The organism is Kitasatospora sp. NPDC057500 (genome assembly GCF_042802195.1).
GTDB lineage: Bacteria > Actinomycetota > Actinomycetes > Streptomycetales > Streptomycetaceae > Kitasatospora.
Genome location: NZ_JBHVER010000140.1, coordinates 1 through 22,176, shown reverse-complemented (window position 1 = coordinate 22,176; position 22,176 = coordinate 1). Strand labels below are relative to the sequence as shown.

15 protein-coding genes and 1 pseudogene are annotated in these 22,176 nt (G+C 71.8%); 6 read left to right on the top strand and 10 right to left on the bottom strand.

All coding sequences use genetic code 11. From position 1 onward, the window contains the following. Positions 1-1,607: protein kinase (locus tag ACFU74_RS25695; protein WP_380760761.1), on the bottom strand; the 1,607-nt coding region annotated here is incomplete at its 3' end. Between the two features lie 422 nt (positions 1,608-2,029). Between ACFU74_RS25695 and ACFU74_RS25690 the strand changes: the two genes are divergently transcribed. Then, entirely contained in the window at positions 2,030-4,849 is a 2,820-nt protein-coding gene (locus ACFU74_RS25690) for an FtsK/SpoIIIE domain-containing protein (protein WP_380760759.1), read from the top strand. 69 nt (positions 4,850-4,918) lie between these two features. On the opposite strand, the gene ACFU74_RS25685 is transcribed toward ACFU74_RS25690, so the two are convergent. The 9 genes from ACFU74_RS25685 to ACFU74_RS25645 all read right to left on the bottom strand — a co-directional run bounded on the left by ACFU74_RS25685 (position 4,919) and on the right by ACFU74_RS25645 (position 16,340). Next, the gene (locus tag ACFU74_RS25685; RefSeq protein ID WP_380760764.1) at positions 4,919-5,086 is read right to left on the bottom strand and encodes a DUF397 domain-containing protein; all 168 of its coding nucleotides are present in this window, start codon (positions 5,084-5,086) and stop codon (positions 4,919-4,921) included. A gap of 118 nt (positions 5,087-5,204) precedes the next feature. Next, on the bottom strand, positions 5,205-5,675 hold the full coding sequence (locus ACFU74_RS25680) for a hypothetical protein (RefSeq protein WP_380760757.1): 471 nt from the start codon (positions 5,673-5,675) through the stop codon (positions 5,205-5,207). A 289-nt stretch (positions 5,676-5,964) separates the two neighbouring features. After that, on the bottom strand, positions 5,965-6,270 hold the full coding sequence (locus ACFU74_RS25675; RefSeq protein WP_380760755.1) for an XRE family transcriptional regulator: 306 nt from the start codon (positions 6,268-6,270) through the stop codon (positions 5,965-5,967). Continuing rightward, positions 6,271-6,642: a type II toxin-antitoxin system RelE/ParE family toxin gene (locus ACFU74_RS25670; RefSeq protein WP_380760753.1), complete on the bottom strand. Its 372-nt coding sequence runs from the start codon at positions 6,640-6,642 to the stop codon at positions 6,271-6,273. It abuts the gene before it with no gap. Positions 6,643-6,801: 159 nt separating this feature from the next. Next, a complete protein-coding gene (locus ACFU74_RS25665; protein WP_380760751.1) occupies positions 6,802-7,869 on the bottom strand; it encodes a CU044_5270 family protein in 1,068 nt (355 codons plus the stop codon). Then, complete coding sequence (locus ACFU74_RS25660) at positions 7,866-8,495, bottom strand: RNA polymerase sigma factor (protein ID WP_380760749.1); 630 nt, start codon at positions 8,493-8,495, stop codon at positions 7,866-7,868. Before ACFU74_RS25660 ends, ACFU74_RS25665 begins: the two co-directional genes overlap by 4 nt. Positions 8,496-8,602: 107 nt before the next feature. Then, positions 8,603-13,549 carry an NAD-glutamate dehydrogenase gene (locus ACFU74_RS25655; RefSeq protein WP_380760747.1) on the bottom strand — a complete coding sequence of 1,649 codons (4,947 nt, stop codon included), beginning with the start codon at positions 13,547-13,549 and terminating at the stop codon, positions 8,603-8,605. Positions 13,550-13,895: 346 nt separating this feature from the next. Further along, positions 13,896-15,521: an L-glutamate gamma-semialdehyde dehydrogenase gene (gene pruA, locus ACFU74_RS25650; RefSeq protein WP_380760763.1), complete on the bottom strand. Its 1,626-nt coding sequence runs from the start codon at positions 15,519-15,521 to the stop codon at positions 13,896-13,898. 162 nt (positions 15,522-15,683) lie between these two features. Next, a complete protein-coding gene (locus ACFU74_RS25645) occupies positions 15,684-16,340 on the bottom strand; it encodes an HAD family hydrolase (protein WP_380760745.1) in 657 nt (218 codons plus the stop codon). Positions 16,341-16,753: 413 nt separating this feature from the next. On the opposite strand from ACFU74_RS25645, the gene alr reads away from it, so the two are divergent. The 5 genes and pseudogenes from alr to carB all read left to right on the top strand — a co-directional run. After that, a complete protein-coding gene (gene alr, locus ACFU74_RS25640) occupies positions 16,754-17,806 on the top strand; it encodes an alanine racemase (protein ID WP_380760743.1) in 1,053 nt (350 codons plus the stop codon). A 30-nt stretch (positions 17,807-17,836) separates the two neighbouring features. Continuing rightward, positions 17,837-19,540, top strand: coding sequence for a carbamoyltransferase N-terminal domain-containing protein (locus ACFU74_RS25635; RefSeq protein WP_380760741.1), 1,704 nt, complete (start codon positions 17,837-17,839; stop codon positions 19,538-19,540). A gap of 150 nt (positions 19,541-19,690) precedes the next feature. Continuing rightward, positions 19,691-20,635: a DMT family transporter gene (locus ACFU74_RS25630; RefSeq protein WP_380760739.1), complete on the top strand. Its 945-nt coding sequence runs from the start codon at positions 19,691-19,693 to the stop codon at positions 20,633-20,635. After that, positions 20,635-21,774, top strand: coding sequence for a glutamine-hydrolyzing carbamoyl-phosphate synthase small subunit (carA, locus tag ACFU74_RS25625; RefSeq protein WP_380760737.1), 1,140 nt, complete (start codon positions 20,635-20,637; stop codon positions 21,772-21,774). Before ACFU74_RS25630 ends, carA begins: the two co-directional genes overlap by 1 nt. Next, positions 21,767-22,176 (top strand): annotated as a pseudogene (gene carB / locus ACFU74_RS25620) (carbamoyl phosphate synthase large subunit); the annotation flags it as partial. The gene carA and the pseudogene carB, both read left to right, overlap by 8 nt.

The following is a 22,176-nucleotide window of genomic DNA, read 5'->3' as shown; positions in this document are numbered from 1 at the left end:
GCCCGGCGCGGCGGGGCGGGCGGCGCCGCCTGCTGCGGGGCGGGGTGCTGCGGGGCCGGCGCGGGGCGGTGGCCGCCGGGCGCCTGCTGCGGGGGCTGGTTGTAGCCGCCGGGCGGCTGCGGACGGCCCGCGCCCGGACCGGCCTGTCCGCCGTGTCCGCCCTGTCCGCCCTGGTAGGGCGGCGGGGCGACCGGCGGGCGCTGGGCGTAACCGGGCGGCGGGGCCTGCCGGTAGCCGGCCGGGGGCTGCTGGCCCTGGTGCCGGCCCGGCTGCTGGTAGCCCTGGGGGGCGCCCTGCGGCGGCCGGGCCCCGGGCCCGGCCTGGCCCGCCTGGAACGGCGGCGGGGCGACCGGCGGGGCCTCGAAGTCCTCGGGTCCGAAGTAGGCGATCTCGGTCTGCTGGTTGCGGTCCCGGGCCGCCCGCAGCTGGGTCTGCCACGGGTGCGGGGTCTCGGCCTGCGGCGGGCCGGGCGGGGGCGGCGGCACGGCGGCGGGCGGCATCACCCGGGTCGCGGCCGCCGGGTCGAACGGGGGCGGCTGGGTGCCCATCACCCGGGTCGCCGCCGCGGGGTCGTACCCCTGGCCGGGCTGCTGGCCGGCCGGGAGCACCTGGGTGCGGTCCTCCGCGCCGAACGACGCGTCCGCCGGCAGCCCGCCGGGCACGCCGGTCGGCGCACCCGGCACGGCGGCCGGCTGCGGGTCCGGCACGAGCAGCGCCCCGACGGCGAGCGCCGCGTCGACCGCCGCCGGGGAGGCGTGCACGCCCACCCCCGCCGCGACCACCCGCAGGGCGCCCGCCAGCGACACCGCGCTCGGCCGCTGCGCCGGGTCCTTGCGCAGGCAGCGCTCGATCACCGTCCAGAGCGGCTCCGGCATGGTCGACGGCCGCTGCGGCTCCTGGGCGAGGTGCGCGTGCAGGATCGCCAGCGGGTTGTCGCCCTGGAACGGCTGGCGCCCGGTGACCAGCTCGTAGAGCATGATCCCGGCGCCGTAGACGTCCACCGCGGAGGTCTGCGGCCGGCCCTCGGCGGACTCCGGCGCGACGTACGCGGGGGTGCCGACGAACTCGTGGCTGCGGGTGATGCCCGGGGAGTCGGCGAGCCGGGCGATGCCGAAGTCGGTCAGCATCGGGTGCATCTGCTCGGTGCCGTCCATGACGGCGGTGGCGAGCAGCACGTTGGCCGGCTTGAGGTCGCGGTGCACGATGCCGTCGACGTGGCTGGCGGCCAGCGCGTCGGCGATCTGGGCCATCAGCAGGGCGCCCGCGATCGGGCTGAAGGGGCCCTGCTCGCGCAGGTAGCGGGCCAGGTCCGGGCCGTCCACCAGGTCCATCACCAGCGCCAGCAGCTCGCCCTCGACGACCAGGTCGCGGACCTTGACGATGTTCGGGTGGGCCAGCCGCAGCAGCACCGAGCGCTCCCGCAGGAAGCGCATCACCACGTCCGGGTCGGCGGCGAGCTCCTCGCGCAGGACCTTGATCGCCACCAGCTGCCCGGGCGCGCTGCCGGGCACCTCGACGTCGGCGCGGACCCGACCGCGCCAGACGGTGCCGGTGGCCCCTCGTCCGAGGGTCTCCTCCAGCAGATACTTGCTGCCGACTGGCCGCACTCGCACTCCTCGTCGTGCCGCCCGCGCGGGGCGCTCCTCCGCCGGTGCGGTGAGCCTGCCGGGCCCGTGTTTCCGGCCACTCTAACGGGGTCCGTTGACGTTTTTGAGGCGACCGGCAGGGGCGTTCGCCCGGGTTGGGGGACATCCCCTACGGGAAGACCCGGAGCGTTCGCGAACGGTTCCGCGGGCCCGCGGACCATGCCCTTCCGGGCGCCGGTTGACCTGATTCCCCGTCGCCTCCACCATGGCGATGATCGCAAGATCGTCAAATCCGGTACGGTGCGCGGACTGTCCGTGACGGATGGCAGGATGACACTCGCCACTCTTGTGGCCCAAACGGTGTCGCGGCCACCCCCGCTCACCCGCAGCGGCCCGAGACAGCGGCACAAGGCGTCACACCAGCAGAAGGGACCGCGGGCGAGATGCAGATCCGGCTGACCGTCCTCCGACCGCGCAGCGGCCCGGCAGCCGCCGGCTCCGCCATCCCCTATGTGGACGTGCTGGTCACCGCGCCCGTCGGCACCGCGCTCGGCTCCCTGGCGGGCGCCCTCGCGGGCGCCGTGGGAGTGCGCGGACCACGGGCCGCCACCCATGTGCACCTGTACTCCGGGGCGCACCGCGTGGACGAGCACACCCTGCTCGGCCACCCCCCGCTGCTCGACGGCGCCGTCCTCTCCCTCAACGAGCCGGACCCGACCGCCGACGACCCCGACGACGCCCCGGCCTCCGCCGAGCTGCGCGTCGTCGGCGGCCCCGACGCCGGCGGCGTGCACCGCCTGCACGGCCGGGAGATCCGGGTCGGCCGCTCCGGCGAGGCCGACGTCCCGGTCGACGACCCCGACGTCTCCCGGCTGCACCTCGCCCTGCACCTCGCCGACGACGGCACGGTGACCGTCCGCGACCTCGGCTCCACCAACGGCACCACCGTCGACGGCCGGATCGTCCCGCCCGGCCCGCCCGAGGAGGCCGTCCCGCTGGACGGCGCCGGCCTGGTGCGGATCGGCGAGACCACGCTGCGGATCGCCACCCCGGACCCCCGGGACGGCTCCGCGGCGCCGGCCCGCGCCGCGCTGCCCGACGGCCACGGCCACCTCCAGCTCGCCGCCCCGGCCCCGGTCCGCCCCGCGCCGCCCGCCGCCGAACCGCCGGCCGCCCCCGAGCCGCCCGCCGGGCGCGGCCGCGGCCTGCTCTCGCTGCGGCTCGGCCGCTCCGCCGCCGAACCGGCCGAGGAGAGCGCCGAACGCCACCACGCCGCCGCCCGCGTCCGGCAGGCCGCCGCCCAGCGCGAGCGCTGGCCCGACCTCGCCACCCTGCTGCTCAACGCGCTCGGCCCCGGGCCCCGGCTCTGGGAGCGCGGCCCCGGCCACCCCGACGCGCTCACCCTGCGGCTCGGCACCGCCGACCGGCCCGGCGGCCCCGGCACCTCCCCCGGCACCGTGCTGCCCGCCGTCCCGGTCACCGTCGACCTGCAGACCGCCGGCAGCCTCGGCCTCAGCGGCCCGCGCGAGCGCCTCGACGCGCTCGTCCGCGCCGTCGTCGCCCAGCTCGCCGCCCTGCACCCGCCGACCGGGCTCAGCCTGGTCGTGGTCGACGCCGACCCGGCCCGCACCCCGCAGGACCGCGCCGACACCTGGGCCTGGGCGCTGTGGCTGCCCCATCTGCGGCCCACCGACGGCCAGGACTGCCGGCTGCTGCTCGGCCTCGACGACGAGCAGGCCACCGCCCGGCTCACCGAGCTCACCGGCCGGCTCAGCGGCCCGGTCGGCCTCGGCGGCCACCCCGCCACCGTCGTCGTGGTCGACGGCCGCCCGGGCACCGAGTCCGCCCGGCTGGCGCTCGACCTGCTGCTGCGCCAGGGCCCGGCCGTCGGCATCTTCCCGGTCTGCCTCGCCGAACAGCCCGAACTGCTGCCCCGCGGCCTCGGCGCCACCGCGCTGATCACCGGCGAGGTCGGCACCCAGCTCTCGATCGACCGCCCGAGCCCCACCGCCCGCGGCCGCGAGACCCTGCACGAGGTCTCCCTGGACGCCGTCTCGGACGCCTGGGCCGAGCGGCTCGCCCGCGTCCTCGCCCCGCTGCGCGAAGCCGCCCCGGCCAACCGCGGACCGCTGCCGGACGCGCTGCGCCTGCTCGACCTGCTCCAGCTCGACACCGTCACCCCGGCCAAGCTCTCCGCCCGCTGGACCGCGCACGCCGGCGGCATCGGCGCCGCCACCGCCCTGCTCGGCACCACCCGCGACGAGCTGTGCGTCCTCGACCTCGCCGACCCCGAACTCGCCCTCCCCTCCCCCGACCCCGGCGGCCCGCACCTGCTGATCGGCGGCGCCCGCGGCTCCGGCAAGACCGAGCTGCTGCGCACCCTGGTCGCCTCGCTGGCCGTCTCCGAGCGGCCCGAACGCCTCGCCGTCACCATCGTCGAGGGGCGGGCCACCGAGGACGGGCTCGCCGGGTGCAGCGAGCTGCCGCACGTCACCGGCCGGGTCAACGCCGCCACCGACCCGCGCGCCGCGCTGCTCGCCGCCGAGGCGCTGGAGGACGAGCTGGCGCTGCGCGAGCGGCTCTTCGACGGACTGGACTTCGCCTCCTGGCACGCCGCCCGCATCCTCGACGGGGAGCCCGTCCCGGTCCCGGCCGCCGTCGGCGCCCCGACCGCCCCCGCCGCCGCCCGGGTCATCCACCCGCGCAGCCCCGACTCCCCCGCCGCCCCGGTGACCGCGCCGCCCGCCTCCGGGCCGTGCCCGCCCCGCCTCGTCGTCGTGGTCGACGACTACGACGCCCTGCTCGCCCCCACCTCCCCGGTCGGCCGCCCGCTCGCCCGCGCCCTCGCCGCCGTCGCCCGCCGCGGCGGCCCGCTCGGCATCCACCTCGCCGTCACCACCGGGCGCCCGGACGAGACCACCGGCACCGACGTCGACGAGGCCGCCCTGCTGCGCATCGCCCTGCGCACCGAGGACCCGACCGACTCCGACCTCCTCATCCACCTCGGCGACGCCGCCGCCCTCCCCGACTCCACCCCCGGCCGCGGCTACCTCCGCCTCCCCGACGGCGGCGTCACCGCCTTCCAGGCCGCCCGCATCAGCGGCCGCATCCCCCGCACCGCCACCCTCCGCCCCACCGTCGTCGCCATCGACCCCCACACCCTCGGCGCCCCGCCCGCCCGCCGCCCCGTGCGCGAACTCGGCAACGGCCCCACCGACCTCGCCCTCCTCGCCAGCGCCCTCCAACGCGCGGCCGCCCGCTGAGGCGGCGCTGTTTCTTCACGAGTGACCGCCAGGACATGAGTGAAGAGAAGAAGACAGAAAAGAGACTGATCACCCCTCCGCCCCGCCGCGATCACGGCGGGGGTGGAGCCCGTCAATGGCCGGCTCGCAACGGACCGCACGGACACCCGCGACGAAGGCCGCCCAAGCCTCGGGCGTGACCATGGGAGAGGCGCCCAGCAGGTCCTCGGAGTCACGAACGGGCAGTACCCCGGGCACCCCGTCGCCGCCCGCGCCCGTGCCGTCCTCCGGGGGCAACGCACCCCCACCGCGCTGCCCGGCCGTTGAGAACGGGCCCGGAGTCCCCCGATCCCCGGGCCCGTCGGCGCCGATCAGATCAACACGGCACCACGGCGTCGAGGGTGACCGGCGTCGATCCCCAGCCGGGCTTGGTGACGCTGAAGCTGCCGTGCACGGTGGAACCGCACGCCACGGTCCCGCCGACGCCGCGCACGGCGGTCCGGCTGAGATCGAACCGCGTCCACTTGTTGACCGTGCCGAGCGAGGCACCGCCCACGACCTCGCCCGAGAGCACGGTCACGAGGTCCTCGGGCTGCGGGTACGGGCCGCCCGGGCTCGGCGGGCCGGCCAGGTAGATCCAGCCCACCAGCTGCACGTCGCCGCCGGTCACCTCGGCACACAGCCAGGTCGCCAGTCCGGCCTGCAGCTTGGTCGAGCTGCAGATCTCCGTGGTGGCGGTCGTACTCGCCGCGCCGGCCTGGACGGCACCCGCCTGGGTCGGCGCCGCCAGCATCGCCACCGCACCGGCGGCACCGGCCAGCGTCAGGGCGAGTCGGTTCGTTCGCATCGTCCTACTCCTCCTTCGAGAATGCCATACATGACATTTCACATATGCCATGACGATCACCTTGGCATGCATCTCGAAGGCCCCGCAGACGATCGCCCTGAGGAACCGATCATCGGACCGGAATGCAGCCTTCGATGGCGCGATCACCGCCTGTTGACACAGCGACAGGCCGTACGGTGGAGGCACACCCGAGAACGGCTGTGGGGCCCGCTTGCACCGGGCCCCACAGCTTCGCCCACCCTTCGGCGAGCCCCTCGCCCAGCGAACCGGGCCATCGCGCAGCCCCGCGCTACTGGATCACCAGCTGGCGGTCGCCGAAGTCGGCGACCAGGCGAAGCCGGCCGCCGAGCGCTTCCACGTAGGCGCGGATCGTGGCGAGTGCCGCGGTGTCGAGCTCGCCCTTCTCCAGACGGGAAACGTTCGGCTGGGTCACGCCGATGATCTCGGCGACCTCGACCTGGGTGAGAGCCTGCTCCTTGCGGATCTCCGCGAGACGGTAGGCACGAACCTCGGCGTCGAGCTTGGCGCGATGCGCGGCGACCCGGGCTTCATCGGACACGACCTCGGGCCGGATCTCTCTCCAGGACCTGGCCATCTACTTCTCACTTTCCCTGAGTGCTTCGAGGTGCTCGTCGAAGCGGGCATCGGCGACCGGGACGTTCTCGTCGTACCACTTGTTCCAGGCGCCCGTCTTGTCGCCGGCGACCAGGAGGATGGCTTCGCGATCGGGGTCGAACGCGAACAGGATGCGGATCTCGGTCTCGCCGCCCGTGCGAGGCCGCAACTCTTTCATGTTGTGGTGCTTCGACCTCTTGATCCGGTCGACGAGCGGTCGGCCCAAGGTGGGCCCATCGGCTTCGAGCTTGTCGATGGCTGCCGCAACGTGGTCGGCGATCCCCGGCTCCTCTTGGGTGAGCCGAACGAGCCAGGCATCGACCTCTTCATGCAACGAGACTTCCCATGCCACATCCGGATTATGCGCTACAAGCTATATGCGCCACAAGTTATTCCAGAGGGGGTAGACGAGACCGACAGGTCGGATGCGCCGTGCACGGCAAACGGCTGTGGGGCCCGCTTGCACCGGGCCCCACAGCGTCTACCTGTCTTTCGGGTGAGCCGTGGCGGCTCAGGCGTTCTGCTGCTTGGGGGCCTCCCCGGCCTGGTCGACGACGGTGCGGGCGAGGACGGCGGAGTGGCCGGCGACGGTGCCCGGCTTGCCCAGGTCGCTGCCCTCGCCGACGACCACCAGGCGCTCGCCGAGGAACTCGTGGGTCTTCGGGTCGAAGATCCACTCCGTGCGGGTGTCGCCGTCCACGTGGGCGACGGCCACGCCGTGCCGGCCGGAGGCGTCGACGGAGTCGTCCACCACGGTGACGCCGGGGATCTTGGCGGCGGCGCGGTAGAGGGCGGCGCTGACGGCCGGCGGGGCGAGCTGCTCGCGCAGCAGGTCGCCGATGGTGACGAAGGCCTCCTGGTCGGGGGTGCGGCCCTTGCCCTTGGTCTCGGCGTAGATCTTCGCCAGCAACGCGTCCGGGTCGGTCGGCAGCGCGGCCAGGTAGTCGTACGTCGGGTAGTTGAGGGACGGCGCGGAGTTCGACTCGACCCAGATCCCGCCGTCGGTCCGCGGCGCCGGCTCCCCGGCCTTGGTCTTCTCCGGAGCGGTGGCCTTGCCGCCCCGGTCCCCCTCCTCCTTGAGGACGCCCCGCTGGCTGCCGTCCACCGAGAGCCAGATCTGGCGGCGGTGGGCGGGGTCGATCTTCGACTCCCCGGCGGCCATGTTGACGCCGGCGAAGGCCACCAGGCTGTCCACGTAGACGAACTGGTTCTTGCCCGGCTTCGGGTCGGGCTTGCCGGCCGCGGTGTCGGCGGCCTGGGTCAGCAGCTGGACGGCCCCGACGGGGGCGGCGTTCAGCGTCTCGGCGCCCTGCTGCGAGGCCTGCTGCTGGGCCTGCGGCTGCGACGCCGGGGTGCCCTCGCCGCCGCCGCTGCTCAGCACCACCGCCAGCGCCAGTCCGCCCGCCAGGGCGGGCAGCGCCACCCAGCCGAGCCTGCCGCGACGGGCCCGCACGGCCTTCGTCTCCCGGATCTCACTCATCAGATGTCCCCTCAGCAACCGGTGGCGGTCGGCGGAGAGCTCTGGCCTCGCCGGGCCCGGCACCAGCCGGTCCAGCTCGGCGCGTTCGTCCTCGTTCATCGGTTCGTCTCCCGTATCGACCGGGCCGCTCCGACGCGGCCACCCAGTACCTGTCCGGGGGCCGGGCGCGGTTCCCGGCCGTTGCGCAGTTCCTCGTCGGCGAGCGCGCGCAGCTTGGTGCGGGCGCGCGAGAGCCGTGAACGCACCGTGCCGATCGGCACCCCCAGGGCCTCGGCCGCGCTCGCGTAGTCCAGCCCCGCCCACACGCAGAGCCCGAACACCTCCCGCTCGGCCTTCCGCAGCCGCCCGAGCGCCCGCCGGGCGGCGGCCAGTTGCGCGCTGTCGTCGAGCCGTCCCACCAGCTCGTCGGCGAAGTCGGGCACCGTCTCCCGGGCCGGCAGCCGCTCCATCGCCGCCCGGTGCCGGCGCGCTGCCCGGGCGGTGTTCCGCATCACATTGGCGGCGATCCCGAACAGCCAGGGCCGCACCGCCCCGCCGTCCTCCCGCAGCTTGTGCCGCAGCCGCCACGCCTCCAGGAAGGTCAGCTGGACGACGTCCTCCGCGACCGCCCAGTCCCCGGTGGCCCGCACGGCGTAGCGGTACAGATCACCCGCCGTCTCGTCGAACAGCTCCCCGAACGCCCACTGATCGCCATCCCGTATCCGTCCCCGCTGCGACAGTTCCACACCTCCACCTGTCCGCGGGCCCGGAGGAGTTCCGGAGCCGGACAGCACGGACGGCGGGCCCGCGTCCCTGAGGACGCGGGCCCGCCGTGAGCCGTGCCGGCCGGAGGTCAGCGCATCGAACCCGTGCGGAGCAGGGTGCGGATGACGCGCATCGCGACGGAGAGGCTGGACAGCTCGTAGTTGTCCGAACCCCTTATGTCGTCGAGGGTGCTCTTGGCGCGGTTCAGCAGGGTGGCGTTGAGGTCCGCCCAGGCGGTGTACCGGTCCTCGGGGGCGGCGTCCTCGGGGCCGCAGGCGAGGATGTCGGCGGTCAGCGCCGCGTGGGCCGCGAAGAGGTCCTCGCGGATGGCGGCGCGGGCCATCGACGACCAGCGGTCGGTGCGCGGCAGCTCGATGATGCGGTCGAGCAGGTGGGTGATCTGGAGGCGGTCGGCGAGGTCGTAGTAGAGCTCGGCGACCTGGGCGACGTCCTTGCCGGAGCGGTCCGCGACCTCGGTGATGTCCAGGGTCGGGAAGGTCGAGGACAGGCCCGCGATCCGGGTGGCGAGCTCCTCCGGCACGCCGGCCTCGGTGAGCTCGTCGTAGATCTTCTCGAACCAGACGAGGTCCTCGCCGCGCAGCGGCTTGGGCAGCGAGCCCCAGACCTGGTTGACCCGGTCGTGGAAGAACTCGATGGTGCCGGCGATGTCCAGCGGCTGGCGCCGGTTGTTGAGCATCCACCGGGTGGCGCGCTCGACGAGGCGGCGGGCGTGCAGCCGCATCCTGGTCTGGGCGCGGGCCGGGACCTTGTTGTCCAGGCCCTCGATCTCGGCCCAGATCTCCCCCAGGCCGAAGACGGCCCGGGCGGCGGTGTGGGTGCGGGCGACCTCCTCGTAGGTCGCGCCGGTCTCCTCCTTCAGGCGGAAGGCGAAGGTGCAGCCGCCGCGGTTGATCGTGTCGTTGACGATCAGCGTGGTGATGATCTCGCGGCGCAGCGGGTGCCGGTCGATCTGCTCGGCGAACCGGGCCCGCAGCGCGCTCGGGAAGTAGTCGTGCAGCGCGGTGCGGAAGAACGGGTCGTCGGGCAGGTCGGTGGCGAGCAGCTCGTCGGCCAGGGTGATCTTGGTGTAGGCGAGCAGCACCGACATCTCGGGCTGGGACAGGCCCCGGCCGCTCTGCTGGCGCTCGCGGATCTGCCGCTCGGTGGGCAGGAACTCCAGCGCCCGGTCCAGCTGGCCGGCCCCCTCCAGGCGGTTGATCATCCGGGAGTGGACGTTGACCATGCTGTGCGCCTGGGCGACCGCGTTGGCCAGCACCACGTTCTGCGCGTAGTTGTTGCGCAGCACGAGGTGGCCGACCTCGTCGGTCATCTCGGCGAGCAGGGTGTTGCGCTGCTTGACCGTCATGTCGCCGTCGGCGACCACCTGGTTGAGCAGGATCTTGATGTTGACCTCGTGGTCCGAGGTGTCGACGCCGGCCGAGTTGTCGATGGCGTCGGTGTTGATCCAGCCGCCGTTGCCCTCGGGGCCGCCGGAGGAGGCGTACTCGATGCGGCCCAGCTGGGTCCACCCGAGGTTGCCGCCCTCGCCGACGACGCGGGCGCGGACCTGCTCGCCGTTGACGCGGATGGCGTCGTTGGCCTTGTCGCCGACCTCGGCGTTGGACTCGGTGGAGGCCTTGACGTAGGTGCCGATGCCGCCGTTCCAGAACAGGTCGACCGGCGCCTGGAGGACGACCCTCATCAGCTCGGCGGGGGTGAGCCGGGTGTCGGAGACCCCCAGCACGGCCCGGACCTGCGGCGACAGCTGGATCGACTTGGCGCTGCGCGGGAAGACGCCGCCGCCCGCCGAGATCAGCGACTTGTCGTAGTCGTCCCAGGAGCTGCGGGGCAGCTCGAAGAGGCGGCGGCGCTCGGCGTAGGAGGCGGCCGCGTCCGGGTTCGGGTCGAGGAAGATGTGGCGGTGGTCGAAGGCGGCGACCAGGCGGATGTGCTCGCTGAGCAGCATGCCGTTGCCGAAGACGTCGCCGGACATGTCGCCGATGCCGACGACCGTGAAGTCCTCGGTCTGGGTGTCGTGGCCGAGCTCGCGGAAGTTGCGCTTGACGGACTCCCAGGCACCGCGGGCGGTGATGCCCATGCCCTTGTGGTCGTAGCCGGCCGAGCCGCCGGAGGCGAACGCGTCGCCCAGCCAGAAGCCGTAGGACTCGGCGACGCCGTTGGCGATGTCGGAGAAGGTCGCGGTGCCCTTGTCGGCGGCGACGACCAGGTAGGTGTCGTCCTCGTCGTGGCGGACCACGTCGGCCGGGTGGACGACCTCGCCGCCGACCAGGTTGTCGGTGATGTCCAGCAGGGCCGAGATGAACGTCTTGTAGGACGAGACGCCCTCGGCCAGCCAGGCCTCGCGGTCGACCGACGGGTCCGGAAGCTGCTTGGCGACGAAGCCGCCCTTGGCGCCGACCGGCACGATGACGGTGTTCTTCACCATCTGCGCCTTGACCAGGCCGAGGATCTCGGTGCGGAAGTCCTCACGCCGGTCGGACCAGCGCAGACCGCCGCGGGCGACCTTGCCGAAGCGCAGGTGCACGCCCTCGACCTGCGGCGAGTAGACCCAGATCTCGAACGCCGGGCGCGGGGCCGGCAGGTCCGGGATCGCCTGCGGGTCGAACTTCATCGACACGTAGGAGTGCCACGCGCCGGAGCCGTCGTGCTGGAAGAAGTTGGTCCGCAGGGTGGCCTTGATGAGGTGCAGGAAGGAGCGCAGGATGCGGTCCTCGTCCAGCGAGACGACCTCGTCCAGCGCGCCGGCCAGCTCCTCCAGGATGCCCTCGGTCAGCTCCAGGGCGCCCTGCTGGTGGCTGGGGCTCAGCCGGGCCTCGAAGAGGTTCACCAGCAGGCGGGTGGTGTGGGTGTTGTTGCGGAGCGCGTCCTCCATGTAGTCCTGGGAGAACGTGGAGCCCGCCTGGCGCAGGTACTTGGCGTACGCGCGCAGCATCATCGCCTGGCGCCAGGTCAGCCCGGCGGTCAGGACCAGCTCGTTGAAGCCGTCGTTCTCGGCCTTGCCGGTCCAGGTGGCGGCGAAGGTCTCCTGGAAGCGCTCGCGGGCCTCGTCGGTCAGCTCGACGGCCTCGCGCAGCCGCAGGCCGAAGTCGTAGACCCAGGCGGTGGTGTGGTCGGAGCGGGTCAGCGCGTACGGGTGCTCGTCGAGCACCTCGACGCCCAGCCGCTGGAGGACCGGCAGCACCTCGGTGAGCGAGATCGGGCCGCCCACCCGGTAGATCTTGAAGCGGCGCTCGTCGTCGCCGGCGCCGACCGGCTGGTACAGGTTGAGCCGGAAGTCGCCCTCGCCGTGCAGCGACTCGATCTGCTTGAGGTCGGCGACGGCGGTGCGCGCGGTGAAGTCGGCGCGGTAGCCGTCGGGGAAGGCGTTGGCGTACTTGCGGGAGAGCTCGGCGGCCCGCTCCTCGCCCAGCTCGACGTGCAGCTGGTCGTTGAAGCCGTCCATCCAGAACCGGGCGGCCTCGGCCAGCTTGGCCTCGATCCGCTCGACCTCGGAGTCGGTCAGCTGCGGCAGCTCGCTGCCGGGGGTGACCCGGACGACGAAGTGCAGACGGGTCAGCACCGACTCCGTCGACCAGACCGTGTAGTCGATCGAGGCGCCGTTGAGCTCCTGCATCAGGATGTCCATCAGGCGCAGCCGGATGCGGGTGGTGTAGCGGTCGCGCGGCAGGTAGACCAGCGCGGAGAAGTAGCGGCCGTACTCGTCCTGGCGCAGGAACAGCCGCAGCCGGCGGCGCTCCTGGAGGTACAGGACGCTGGTGGCGATCTGGAGCAGCCCGTCGGCCGGGGTCTGGAAGATCTCGTCCCGGGGGAAGGTCTCCAGGATCTGCAGCAGGTCGCGGCCGTCGTGGCTCTCGGTGGAGAAGCCGGACTGGGCGATGACGTCCTGGACCTTGCGGCGGACCACCGGGATGCGGCTGACCGACTCGGTGTAGGCGGCGGCCGAGAACAGGCCGAGGAAGCGGCGCTCGCCGACGACCTCGCCGTTGGCGTCGAACTTCTTCACGCCGACGTAGTCGAGGTAGGCGGGGCGGTGCACGGTGGCCCGGCTGTTGGCCTTGGTGAGGACCAGCAGCTTCTTCTCGTGGGCCTTGGCGCGCACCGGCGCGGAGAGCCGGCCGAAGGCCTCGCTGACGGCGTGGTGCTGCTCGTCGCGGCTGACCGGGTCGGAGCGCAGGATGCCGAGGCCGGTGCCGGCGACGGCCCGCAGGACCTCCTCGCCCTCGTGCTGGACGAGGTCGTACTCGCGGTAGCCGAGGAAGGTGAAGTGGTCGTCGGCGAGCCAGCGCATCAGCTCCCAGGCCTCGCCGACCTCCTGCTCGGGCAGGCCGGCCGGGGGCTGCTCGGCGAGTTCGTCGGCCAGGCGCAGCGCGGAGTCGCGCATCTTGCTCCAGTCCTCGACGACCTCGCGGACGTCGCCGAGCACGCGGCGCAGGTTGGTCTCGATCTCGCGCAGGTCGTCGCGGTCGGTCTCGCGGTCGATCTCGATGTGCATCCACGACTCGACGGTCGCGTCGGCCGGCCACTCGGTGCCGGCGGCCTGGCTGCGGGCGCAGGCGTCGACGTCGAGGATCTCCAGCAGCTTGCCGGTGATGTCGCGGCGGACGACCAGCTGGGGGTGGATGACCACGTGGATCGCGCGGTCCTGGCGGGAGAGCTCGTTGGTCACCGAGTCCACCAGGAACGGCATGTCGTCGGTGACGACCTCGACCACGGTGTGGCCGCAGGACCAGCCGTTCTCCTCGACCGAGGGGGTGTGCACCCGCACCTCGGCGGTGCCCTGCGGGCGCTTGAGGCCCAGGCGGTAGTGGGAGGCCGCCGCGCCGTAGACGTCGACCGGGTCGCGGTCGACCAGGTCCTCCGGCGCCGTGTGGAGGTAGTAGTGGTGCAGGTACGCGGACAGAGCGCCGTTGCTCAGTCCCTCCCCCGGCGCCGCTCCCCCCACCTGGCTGTTCTCAGCGGCTGCTGCTGCCTTCCTGAGCAGTTCGGCCTTGGCTGCGTCCAGCTTGGTCTGCATGACTTCTTGGCTCCTGTCGCGCGCCGTTGCGTGACTCGGTGGTGGACTCGGTTCGCACCGCCGGGTCTCCCGCAATCCTGCCGCACCGTCCTGCTGAAAAGGCCCCATGGCGCGCATGGAACACCTCTGCAGCGGGTAGGACGAGACGTTCGGCCTCTGCGGAACCACCCGACGACGCCAGCCAGCCTAACGGGATCAATCCAAGGTGTCAGGGGACAACCAGGCGCAAACCCGCAGGAAGATCGAGCCGTCCTGGACAGCTTGTCCAATCAGGCTGCCGGTTTGCGCCGAAAGCCGAAAGTTCGTGCGGAGCGTCTCATGGCATCCGTGTGCGGAGCGTGATCGCTCAGCCCATGTGCGGGTGAACGTGCGAGGTCGGCGGCACGAACGTCTCCTTGATGGACCGGGCCGAGGTCCAGCGCAGCAGGTTCTGCGCCGCGCCCGCCTTGTCGTTGGTGCCGGACGCCCGGCCGCCCCCGAAGGGCTGCTGGCCGACCACCGCGCCGGTCGGCTTGTCGTTGATGTAGAAGTTCCCGGCGGCGAACCGCAGCGCCTCCACCGCCTGCGCGATCGCGTAGCGGTCCTGGGCGACCACCGAACCGGTCAGCCCGTACGGCGCGCCCGCGTCTACCCGGCCCAGCACGTCGTCCCAGCGGGAGTCCTCGTAGACGTGGACGGCCAGGATCGGGCCGAAGTACTCGGTACGGAACATCTCGTTGCGGAAGTCCGAGGAGACCAGCACGGTCGGGCGGACGAACCAGCCGATCGCGTCGTCGTACTGGCCGCCGGCCGCCAGCTCCACCGTCGGGTCGGCCTTGGCCCGGTCGATGGCGGCCCGGCTCTTCTCGAACGCCCTCCGGTCGATCAGCGCGCCCATGAAGTTCGACAGGTCGGTGACGTCGCCGACCGCCAGCGCGTCCACCTCGGCCAGGAAGTCGTCCTTGATCCGCTGCCAGAGGCTGCGCGGCAGGTAGGCGCGGGAGAGCGCCGAGCACTTCTGGCCCTGGTACTCGAAGGCGCCGCGGATCAGCGCGGCCTTGAGGATCTGCGGGTCGGCCGAGCGGTGCGCCAGCAGGAAGTCCTTGCCGCCGGTCTCGCCGACGATCCGCGGGTACGCCCGGTAGCCGCCGATGTTGGCGCCGATGGTCTGCCAGAGCGAGCGGAAGGTCGCCGTGGAGCCGGTGAAGTGAAGTCCGGCCAGGGCCGGGTCGGCGAGCGCCACCGCGGACAGCTGCTGCCCGTCGCCGGTGACCATGTTGACCACCCCCGGCGGCAGCCCGGCCGCCTCCAGCAGCCGCATCAGGTAGTGGGCGGCCAGCGTCTGGGTCGGGGCCGGCTTCCACACCACCGTGTTGCCCATCAGCGCGGGCGCGGTCGGCAGGTTGCCGGCGATCGCGGTGAAGTTGAACGGGGTGACCGCGTAGACGAAGCCCTCCAGTGGGCGGTGGTCGGTGCGGTTCCACACCCCCGGCGAGGAGACCGGCTGGTCGGCCAGGATCTCCCGGGCGAAGTGCACGTTCCAGCGCCAGAAGTCGATCAGTTCGCAGGCCGAGTCGATCTCCGCCTGCTGCGCCGTCTTGGACTGCCCGAGCATGGTGGCCGCGTTCAGCGTCTCCCGCCACGGTCCGGCCAGCAGGTCGGCGGCGCGCAGGAAGACCGCCGCCCGGTCGTCGAAGGACAGCGAGCGCCACTCCCGCCCGGCCGCCAGCGCGGCGTCCACCGCGGCCCGGGAGTCCTCCCGGGTGGCGTTGCCGAGCACGCCAAGTCCGGCCGCGTGGTGGTGCGGCTGGACGACGTCGATCCGCTCGCCGCCGCCGAACCGCTGCTCGCCGCCGATGGTCATCGGCAGCGGGACCTGCTCGGCCGCCAGCTCGTCCAGCCGCCTCACCAGACGCTCCCGCTCCGGGCTGCCGGGCGCGTAGCCGAGCACCGGCTCGTTGCCCGGCACCGGGACCTGGGTGACTGCGTCGATGGGCATGGCGGGCTCCGCTCCTCGTCACGGCGGCCGGCCCGTTCCGACGACGGACCCTGCACCCGTCCAGCCTGACCAGCGGCGGGCCGCTTCGCCCGCCCGGACACGCCAACGGTGGACGTGGTCCGCGCCACGCTGCCGCCGTGCGCCGCCGGACGGGCTTCAGGCGGTGAGCCGCCCCGCCAGCTCGACCGCCTCCGCCAGCGAGTCCACCACCGGCACGCCGACCGGCTCCAGCTTCTCCCGGGTGTGCGAGCCGCCGGTGTACAGCACCGCCTGCGCGCCCGCGGCCAGCGCGGCCAGCGCGTCGTCCGCCGCGTCGCCGATCAGCACCGTGCGGGCGGGGTCCACCCGCTCGCCGAGCGCGGCGAGGTGCCGGACCAGGTGCTCGGCCTTCTGCCCGCCGGCCGGGCCGCTGCGCCCGTCCACCCGCAGGAACTGGGCGGTCAGGCCGAAGCCCTCGACCACCGGAAGCAGCCGGTCGTGCTCGTACATGGACAGCAGCGACTGGCTGCGCCCGGCCGCCCGCCAGCCGTCCAGCAGCTCACGGACGCCCTCGGTGAGGCCGCAGGCGGCGCTCAGCTCGCGGTAGCGGTCGTGGAACGCGTCGTCCAGGCGCAGCCACTCGGCGTCGGAGGGCAGCCGGCCGAGCAGCCGCTGGTAGAACCGGGGGATCGGGATCTCGTACTGCTCGCGGTACTCCTGCAGCGTCATCGGGCCGACGCCGATGGTCGCGAAGGCGGCGTTGCTCGCGCCGAGCACCGCTTCCATGTCGTGGAAGAGCGTTCCGTTCCAGTCCCAGACGATATGAGTGCGCACGCGTTGAACGGTAACGCGATGTCGGGCGACATCAAAGATCGGCGTAACGACGGATCGGCGCCCGGCCGAGTACGGAGTCGCCTGGTGGCGGCCGCCCCCGGCCCGCGGATGAGCCCCGGAGATCCGATCAACTGAAGTGGAACAATGCAGCCGCTGCATTGCCCACGTTGAAATGCTTAATATCGGGACGATGATATTCCACATCCCGCAACAGTGGATCGTTGACAGAGGAGCGATCGACAACTTGAATGGAGCACGCGAAACGCGACCAAGGAATGCGAACGGCATGGCGCAACCGGCGCGGCCACCGAACAGCATCCCGGCGGCCCCCTTCGTGTCGCCCGACCACACCCCCTTGTATGCAATTCTCCGAAACGGCACGGGAGGACGTGTTGTCACGGCCACTTCGGGCAATGATCGACGTCGAGGCGATACGCACCAACCTGGAGATCGCGCGCAAACGGGCACCCACCTCCAAGGTGGTCGCCGTAGTGAAAGCCAACGCGTACGGGCACGGGGCGCGCCTGCTCGCGAGCCGAATCAGCACCGCCGACGCCTACGCGGTCTCCTGCCTTGAGGAAGCGGCAGAGATCCGCGATGTCGCCCGGGGCAAGCCCATCATGCTGCTCGAAGGGTTCTTCGAGCAGCATGAGCTGAACCTGGTCGACGAACTCGACCTCTGGCCGGTCGTCCACTCGTTCGACCAGATTCGGCAATTGGGCTCGCCCGCCGCCCCGAGGATCAGGAACGTGTGGCTGAAGCTGGACATCGGGATGAACAGGCTGGGATTCCGACCGGAAGAAATCCCAGTGGCACTCGAAGCCCTCCGATCGACCGCCACCGGGACCCGCGTGCTGGGAGTCATGGCACAACTGTCCTCGGCCGATGACGTCAAGAGCGGGACAACGCCCGAACAGCACAGGCTTGCCCAGTCCTTCTCGCGCGAGGGGCTCGAACTCTCGCTGTCCAATTCCGCCGGAGTCCTGGCATGGCCCCCGGCGGAGCGCGAATGGATCCGCCCCGGAATCATGATCTACGGGGCTTCCCCTCTTCCCGGTCGACTGGGAACGGATTTCGGACTCAAGCCGGCCATGACATTCACCAGTGAACTCATCAGCGTTCGACAGTGCCGCGCCGGCGAGTCCGTCGGGTACGGGGCCGCGTTCACGTGCCCCCAGGACATGCCGGTCGGCACGGTGGCAGTCGGATACGGCGACGGCTACCCGCGGGCAGCGCCGCAGGGAGCGCCCGTTCTGGTCAACGGCAAGCGAGCACCCCGGGTCGGCCGGGTGTGCATGGACATGATCATGATTGACCTGCGCGACCTCCCCGCCGCGCGACCAGGCGATCCGGTCGTCCTCTGGGGCGACGGCCTGCCGGTCGAGGAGATCGCCGGTCTCTCCGGAACCATTCCCAATGAACTGCTCAGCGGTATCGCCCCGAGAGTTCCACGCGTCCCTTCCTGAGCACTTCCCGTCAACCCTGGAGTGATAGACGTGCTGATATGCGGACTCAAGCTCACGCACGACGGCTCGGTCGCCCTGCTCGACGACAACCGGCTGATCTTCAGCGTGGAGATCGAAAAGATCTCGAACAATCCGCGCTACAGCCTGGTCAGTGACCTCCGAGTGGTTCCTCAGATCCTGCAGGACTTCGGCTTCAAGACGGACGACATCGACCGCTTCGTCATCGACGGCTGGGACGGGCGGAGCAACGGTGTGGTCAACCTGCAGGACTTCGGCCGGGACCTGGAGATCCTCACCGCGCCGTACCACGAGAACCTCGCCTCGTCGGTGCTGTCCCCCGGGCGGACCGGGACGTTCACCATCGCCGGCGGTCCTGTCGAGTACAGCAGCTACTTCCACGTCTCGGCGCACCTGATCGGCGCGTACTGCACCAGCCCCTTCGCGCGTCGCGGCGAGCCGGCGTTCTCGCTGGTGTGGGACGGCGGCATGTTCCCGCGCCTCTACTGGGTGGATCCGCGCAGCGGAACGATCGAGAACGGTGGACCGCTGTTCCCGCTGATCGGGCACATCTACGCCACAGCGGGGCACCACTTCGGGCCGTGGCGGCGAGCGACGGACGCCGCGACCGCCGACGACCTCTCCGTCGCCGGCAAGCTCATGGCCTACATCGCCCTCGGCGATGCCCGTTCGGAGGTCAAGGCGGTTCTGCGGAAGCAGTTCGCGGCGCACTTCGACGGCGACGGCATCCAGGCCCGCTCGTTCAGGGACGAGATCGGGGGGTGGGGAACACAGTTCGAGCCGTCGGTCCGGTACCTCCACCCGTTCTACCGCGATGTCGCCAAGGACGTCTCGGCCCTCGGCGTGTCGGACGAGGACGTGCTGGCGTCGGTTCACGAGTTCCTGCAGGAGCTCCTCATCGACCGGATCAGCGCCAAGATCCGTTCGTGGAAGGGAGCCGGCCCGTGGAACCTCACGTTCTCCGGCGGCTGCGCGCTCAACATCAAGTGGAACAGCGCGCTTCGCAGGAACAAGCTCTTCGCGGACGTGTGGGTGCCGCCGTTCCCGAACGACTCGGGGGCGGCCCTCGGAACTGCCGCCTGCCGGCTCGTCGGCGAGCAGGGCCTCGTGCCCCTGGAGTGGCACGCGCGTCGGGGACCGGAGGTCAAGCCCTCCCAGACGCCTTCGGGGTGGCGTTCCGAGAGCTGCACCCCGGCCGAGCTGGCGGCGGTCCTGCACGAGACAGGGGCGCCCGTGGTGGTGCTGAACGACCGTGCCGAACTCGGTCCCCGGGCCCTGGGCGGACGGAGCATCCTCTCACCCGCGTCGAACCCCGGCATGAAGGATCTGCTCAACAGGATCAAGGGGCGGGAGCACTACCGCCCGGTCGCCCCCATCTGCCTCGTCGACGAAGCCCCCGCCATCTTCGACCCCGGCACGCCCGACCCGCACATGCTCTTCGAGCACCGGGTCCGACCGGACTGGCTCGACCGGATCCCGGCGATCGTGCACCTGGACGGCACCGCTCGGCTGCAGACCGTCAGCCGCGAGGACGACCCGGTCCTGGAGGAGATCCTCCAGGCGTACCAGCGCCTCAGCGGCATCCCGGTCCTCTGCAACACCAGCGCCAACCTCAACGGAAGTGGGTTCTTCCCCGACGTCGCCTCCGCCATGGAATGGGGCGGCGTCGACCTGGTGTGGAGCGCGGGGACGCTCTACCGCCGTTCGTTCGTCTGAGGCCCGCTGAGGCCGGAAGATGCCGTCGGAGGCCAGGCAGCTCGAATCCAGCTGATCGCGTGTACGCACAGCCCGGCGGCACCCTGGTGGGTGCCGCCGGGTCGGCATGACCGATTCATGGGAAATGAACCCCTACCAAGGCAGGATCCCGTGGCAGTTCTACATCCCGACAAAGAGGTCTCCAGCAGCCAGGAATCCCAACGACTTCTAGGCATCGCGCTCGGCAGTGCGGGAATGCTCTGCTTCAGTTTCACCCTGCCGGCCACGAAGTTCGCCGTGGAGGGAATAGACCCTTTCCTCGTCGCGATGGGACGCACGATCCTGGCCTTCCCGATCGCATCCGCGTACCTGCTGGTGGCAGGCGGCTTCATCCCTCCGCGGACGGCGCGCAGGGGCGTCGCGATCGTGGTGTTCGGCAACGTGGTGGGATTCCCCCTGTCGACGGCCTTCTCCCTTGCGCACGGCACGTCGGTGAACGCAGCGGTGATCCTGGGCGCGATGCCGTTGGCGATAGCGATCGCGGGATCGGTCAGGGCGAAGGAGCAACCCGGACCCGTCTTCTGGCTGTGTGCCACGGGCGGCGCCCTCACCGTCACCGCTTTCAGCATCTTCCGAAGTGGAATACAGGCCCCCCGACTCGGGGATCTCTTCGCGTTCCTCGCGGTGGTCACGGGGAGCCTCGGATACGCTGAAGGCGCTATTCTGACCCGCCGACACGGGGCGATAAAGGCCATCTCGTGGTCCATCTGCTGCGGCCTGCCGGTCGCCGTAGCGGTTTCTGTTGCCGCAATCTCGTTGCAGGACAACGGCCCGGCTCTCTCCGGGGCCGGATCCCACGCATGGGCCGGAATGATCTACATTGCTGCCGTCAGCTCCTTCCTCGGCTTCATACCGTGGAATCTCGGCCTCGCCAAAGGTGGAATAGCGAGAGTTGGGCAGATCCAGCTCGTCCAGCCGATCCTGACACTCGTCTGGTCGGCCGTTCTGCTTGACGAGTCGGTGTCCGTGTGGGCCGTCGCCGTGTCGGTGCTGGTGCTTGCGATCGTGGTGGCAGCGTCGCGGGCACGCATCGCCGAGAATGGGCAGGGCTCGTGATGTCAGCACGTCGGTTCACGACCCGACTGCCTGCCGTGCTCGTCCTGGAGGACGGCCGGACCTTCCGTGGCCAGGCCTACGGCGCGACCGGTGAGGCCTTCGGTGAGGCGGTCTTCAACACCGGCATGTCCGGCTACCAGGAGACTCTGACCGATCCGTCCTACCACCGCCAGGTGGTCGTGATGACCGCGCCGCAGATCGGCAACACCGGCTGGAACGACGAGGACGACGAGTCCAAGCGGATCTGGGTCGCCGGGTACGTGGTCCGTGACCCCGCCCGGGTCGCCTCGAACTGGCGCTCGCGCCGCTCGCTGGACGAGGAGCTGGTGAACCAGGGCGTCGTCGGTATCAGCGGCATCGACACCCGGGCGCTCACCCGGCACCTGCGCGAGCGCGGCGCGATGCGCTGCGGGATCTTCTCCGGCGAGGCGCTGGCCGATCCGGCGGCGCTGCTCGCCAGGGTGCAGGCCTCGCCGGAGATGAAGGGCGCCGACCTGTGCGCGGAGGTCGCCACCTCCGAGCCGTACGTGGTGCCGGCGGTCGGTGGGAAGCGCTTCACGGTCGCCGCCCTGGACCTCGGTATCAAGGCGATGACTCCGCAGCGGATGGCCGAGCGCGGTATCGAGGTGCACGTGCTGCCGGCGAACGCCACCCTGGAGGACGTCTACGCGGTCGACCCCGACGGCGTGTTCTTCTCCAACGGCCCGGGCGACCCGGCGACCGCCGACCACCAGGTCGCCGTGGCGCGGGGCGTGCTGGAGCGCGGGACCCCGTTCTTCGGGATCTGCTTCGGCAACCAGATCCTCGGCCGGGCGCTGGGTTTCGGCACCTACAAGCTGAAGTACGGCCACCGCGGCATCAACCAGCCGGTCCAGGACCGCACCACCGGCAGGGTCGAGGTCACCGCGCACAACCACGGCTTCGCCGTCAACGCACCGCTCGACAAGGTCAGCGACACGCCCTACGGGCGGGTCGAGGTCTCCCACGTCTGCCTCAACGACGATGTCGTGGAGGGCCTGCAGGCGCTCGACACCCCTGCCTTCAGCGTGCAGTACCACCCCGAAGCGGCTGCCGGCCCGCACGACGCGGCGTACCTCTTCGACCGTTTCGTTGAGCTCATGGAGGGCCAGCGTGCCTAAGCGCACTGACATCAAGTCCGTCCTGGTCATCGGGTCCGGCCCGATCGTGATCGGCCAGGCCGCCGAGTTCGACTACTCGGGCACGCAGGCCTGCCGCGTCCTGAAGGCCGAGGGCCTGCGGGTCGTCCTGGTCAACTCCAACCCGGCGACGATCATGACCGACCCGGAGATCGCCGACGCCACCTACGTCGAGCCGATCACCCCGGAGTTCGTCGAGAAGATCATCGCGAAGGAGCGCCCCGACGCGCTGCTGCCGACCCTGGGCGGGCAGACCGCGCTGAACACCGCGATCTCCCTGCACCAGGCGGGGACGCTGGAGAAGTACGGCGTCGAGCTGATCGGCGCCGATGTGGAGGCGATCAACAAGGGCGAGGACCGCGAGCTGTTCAAGGGCGTCGTCGA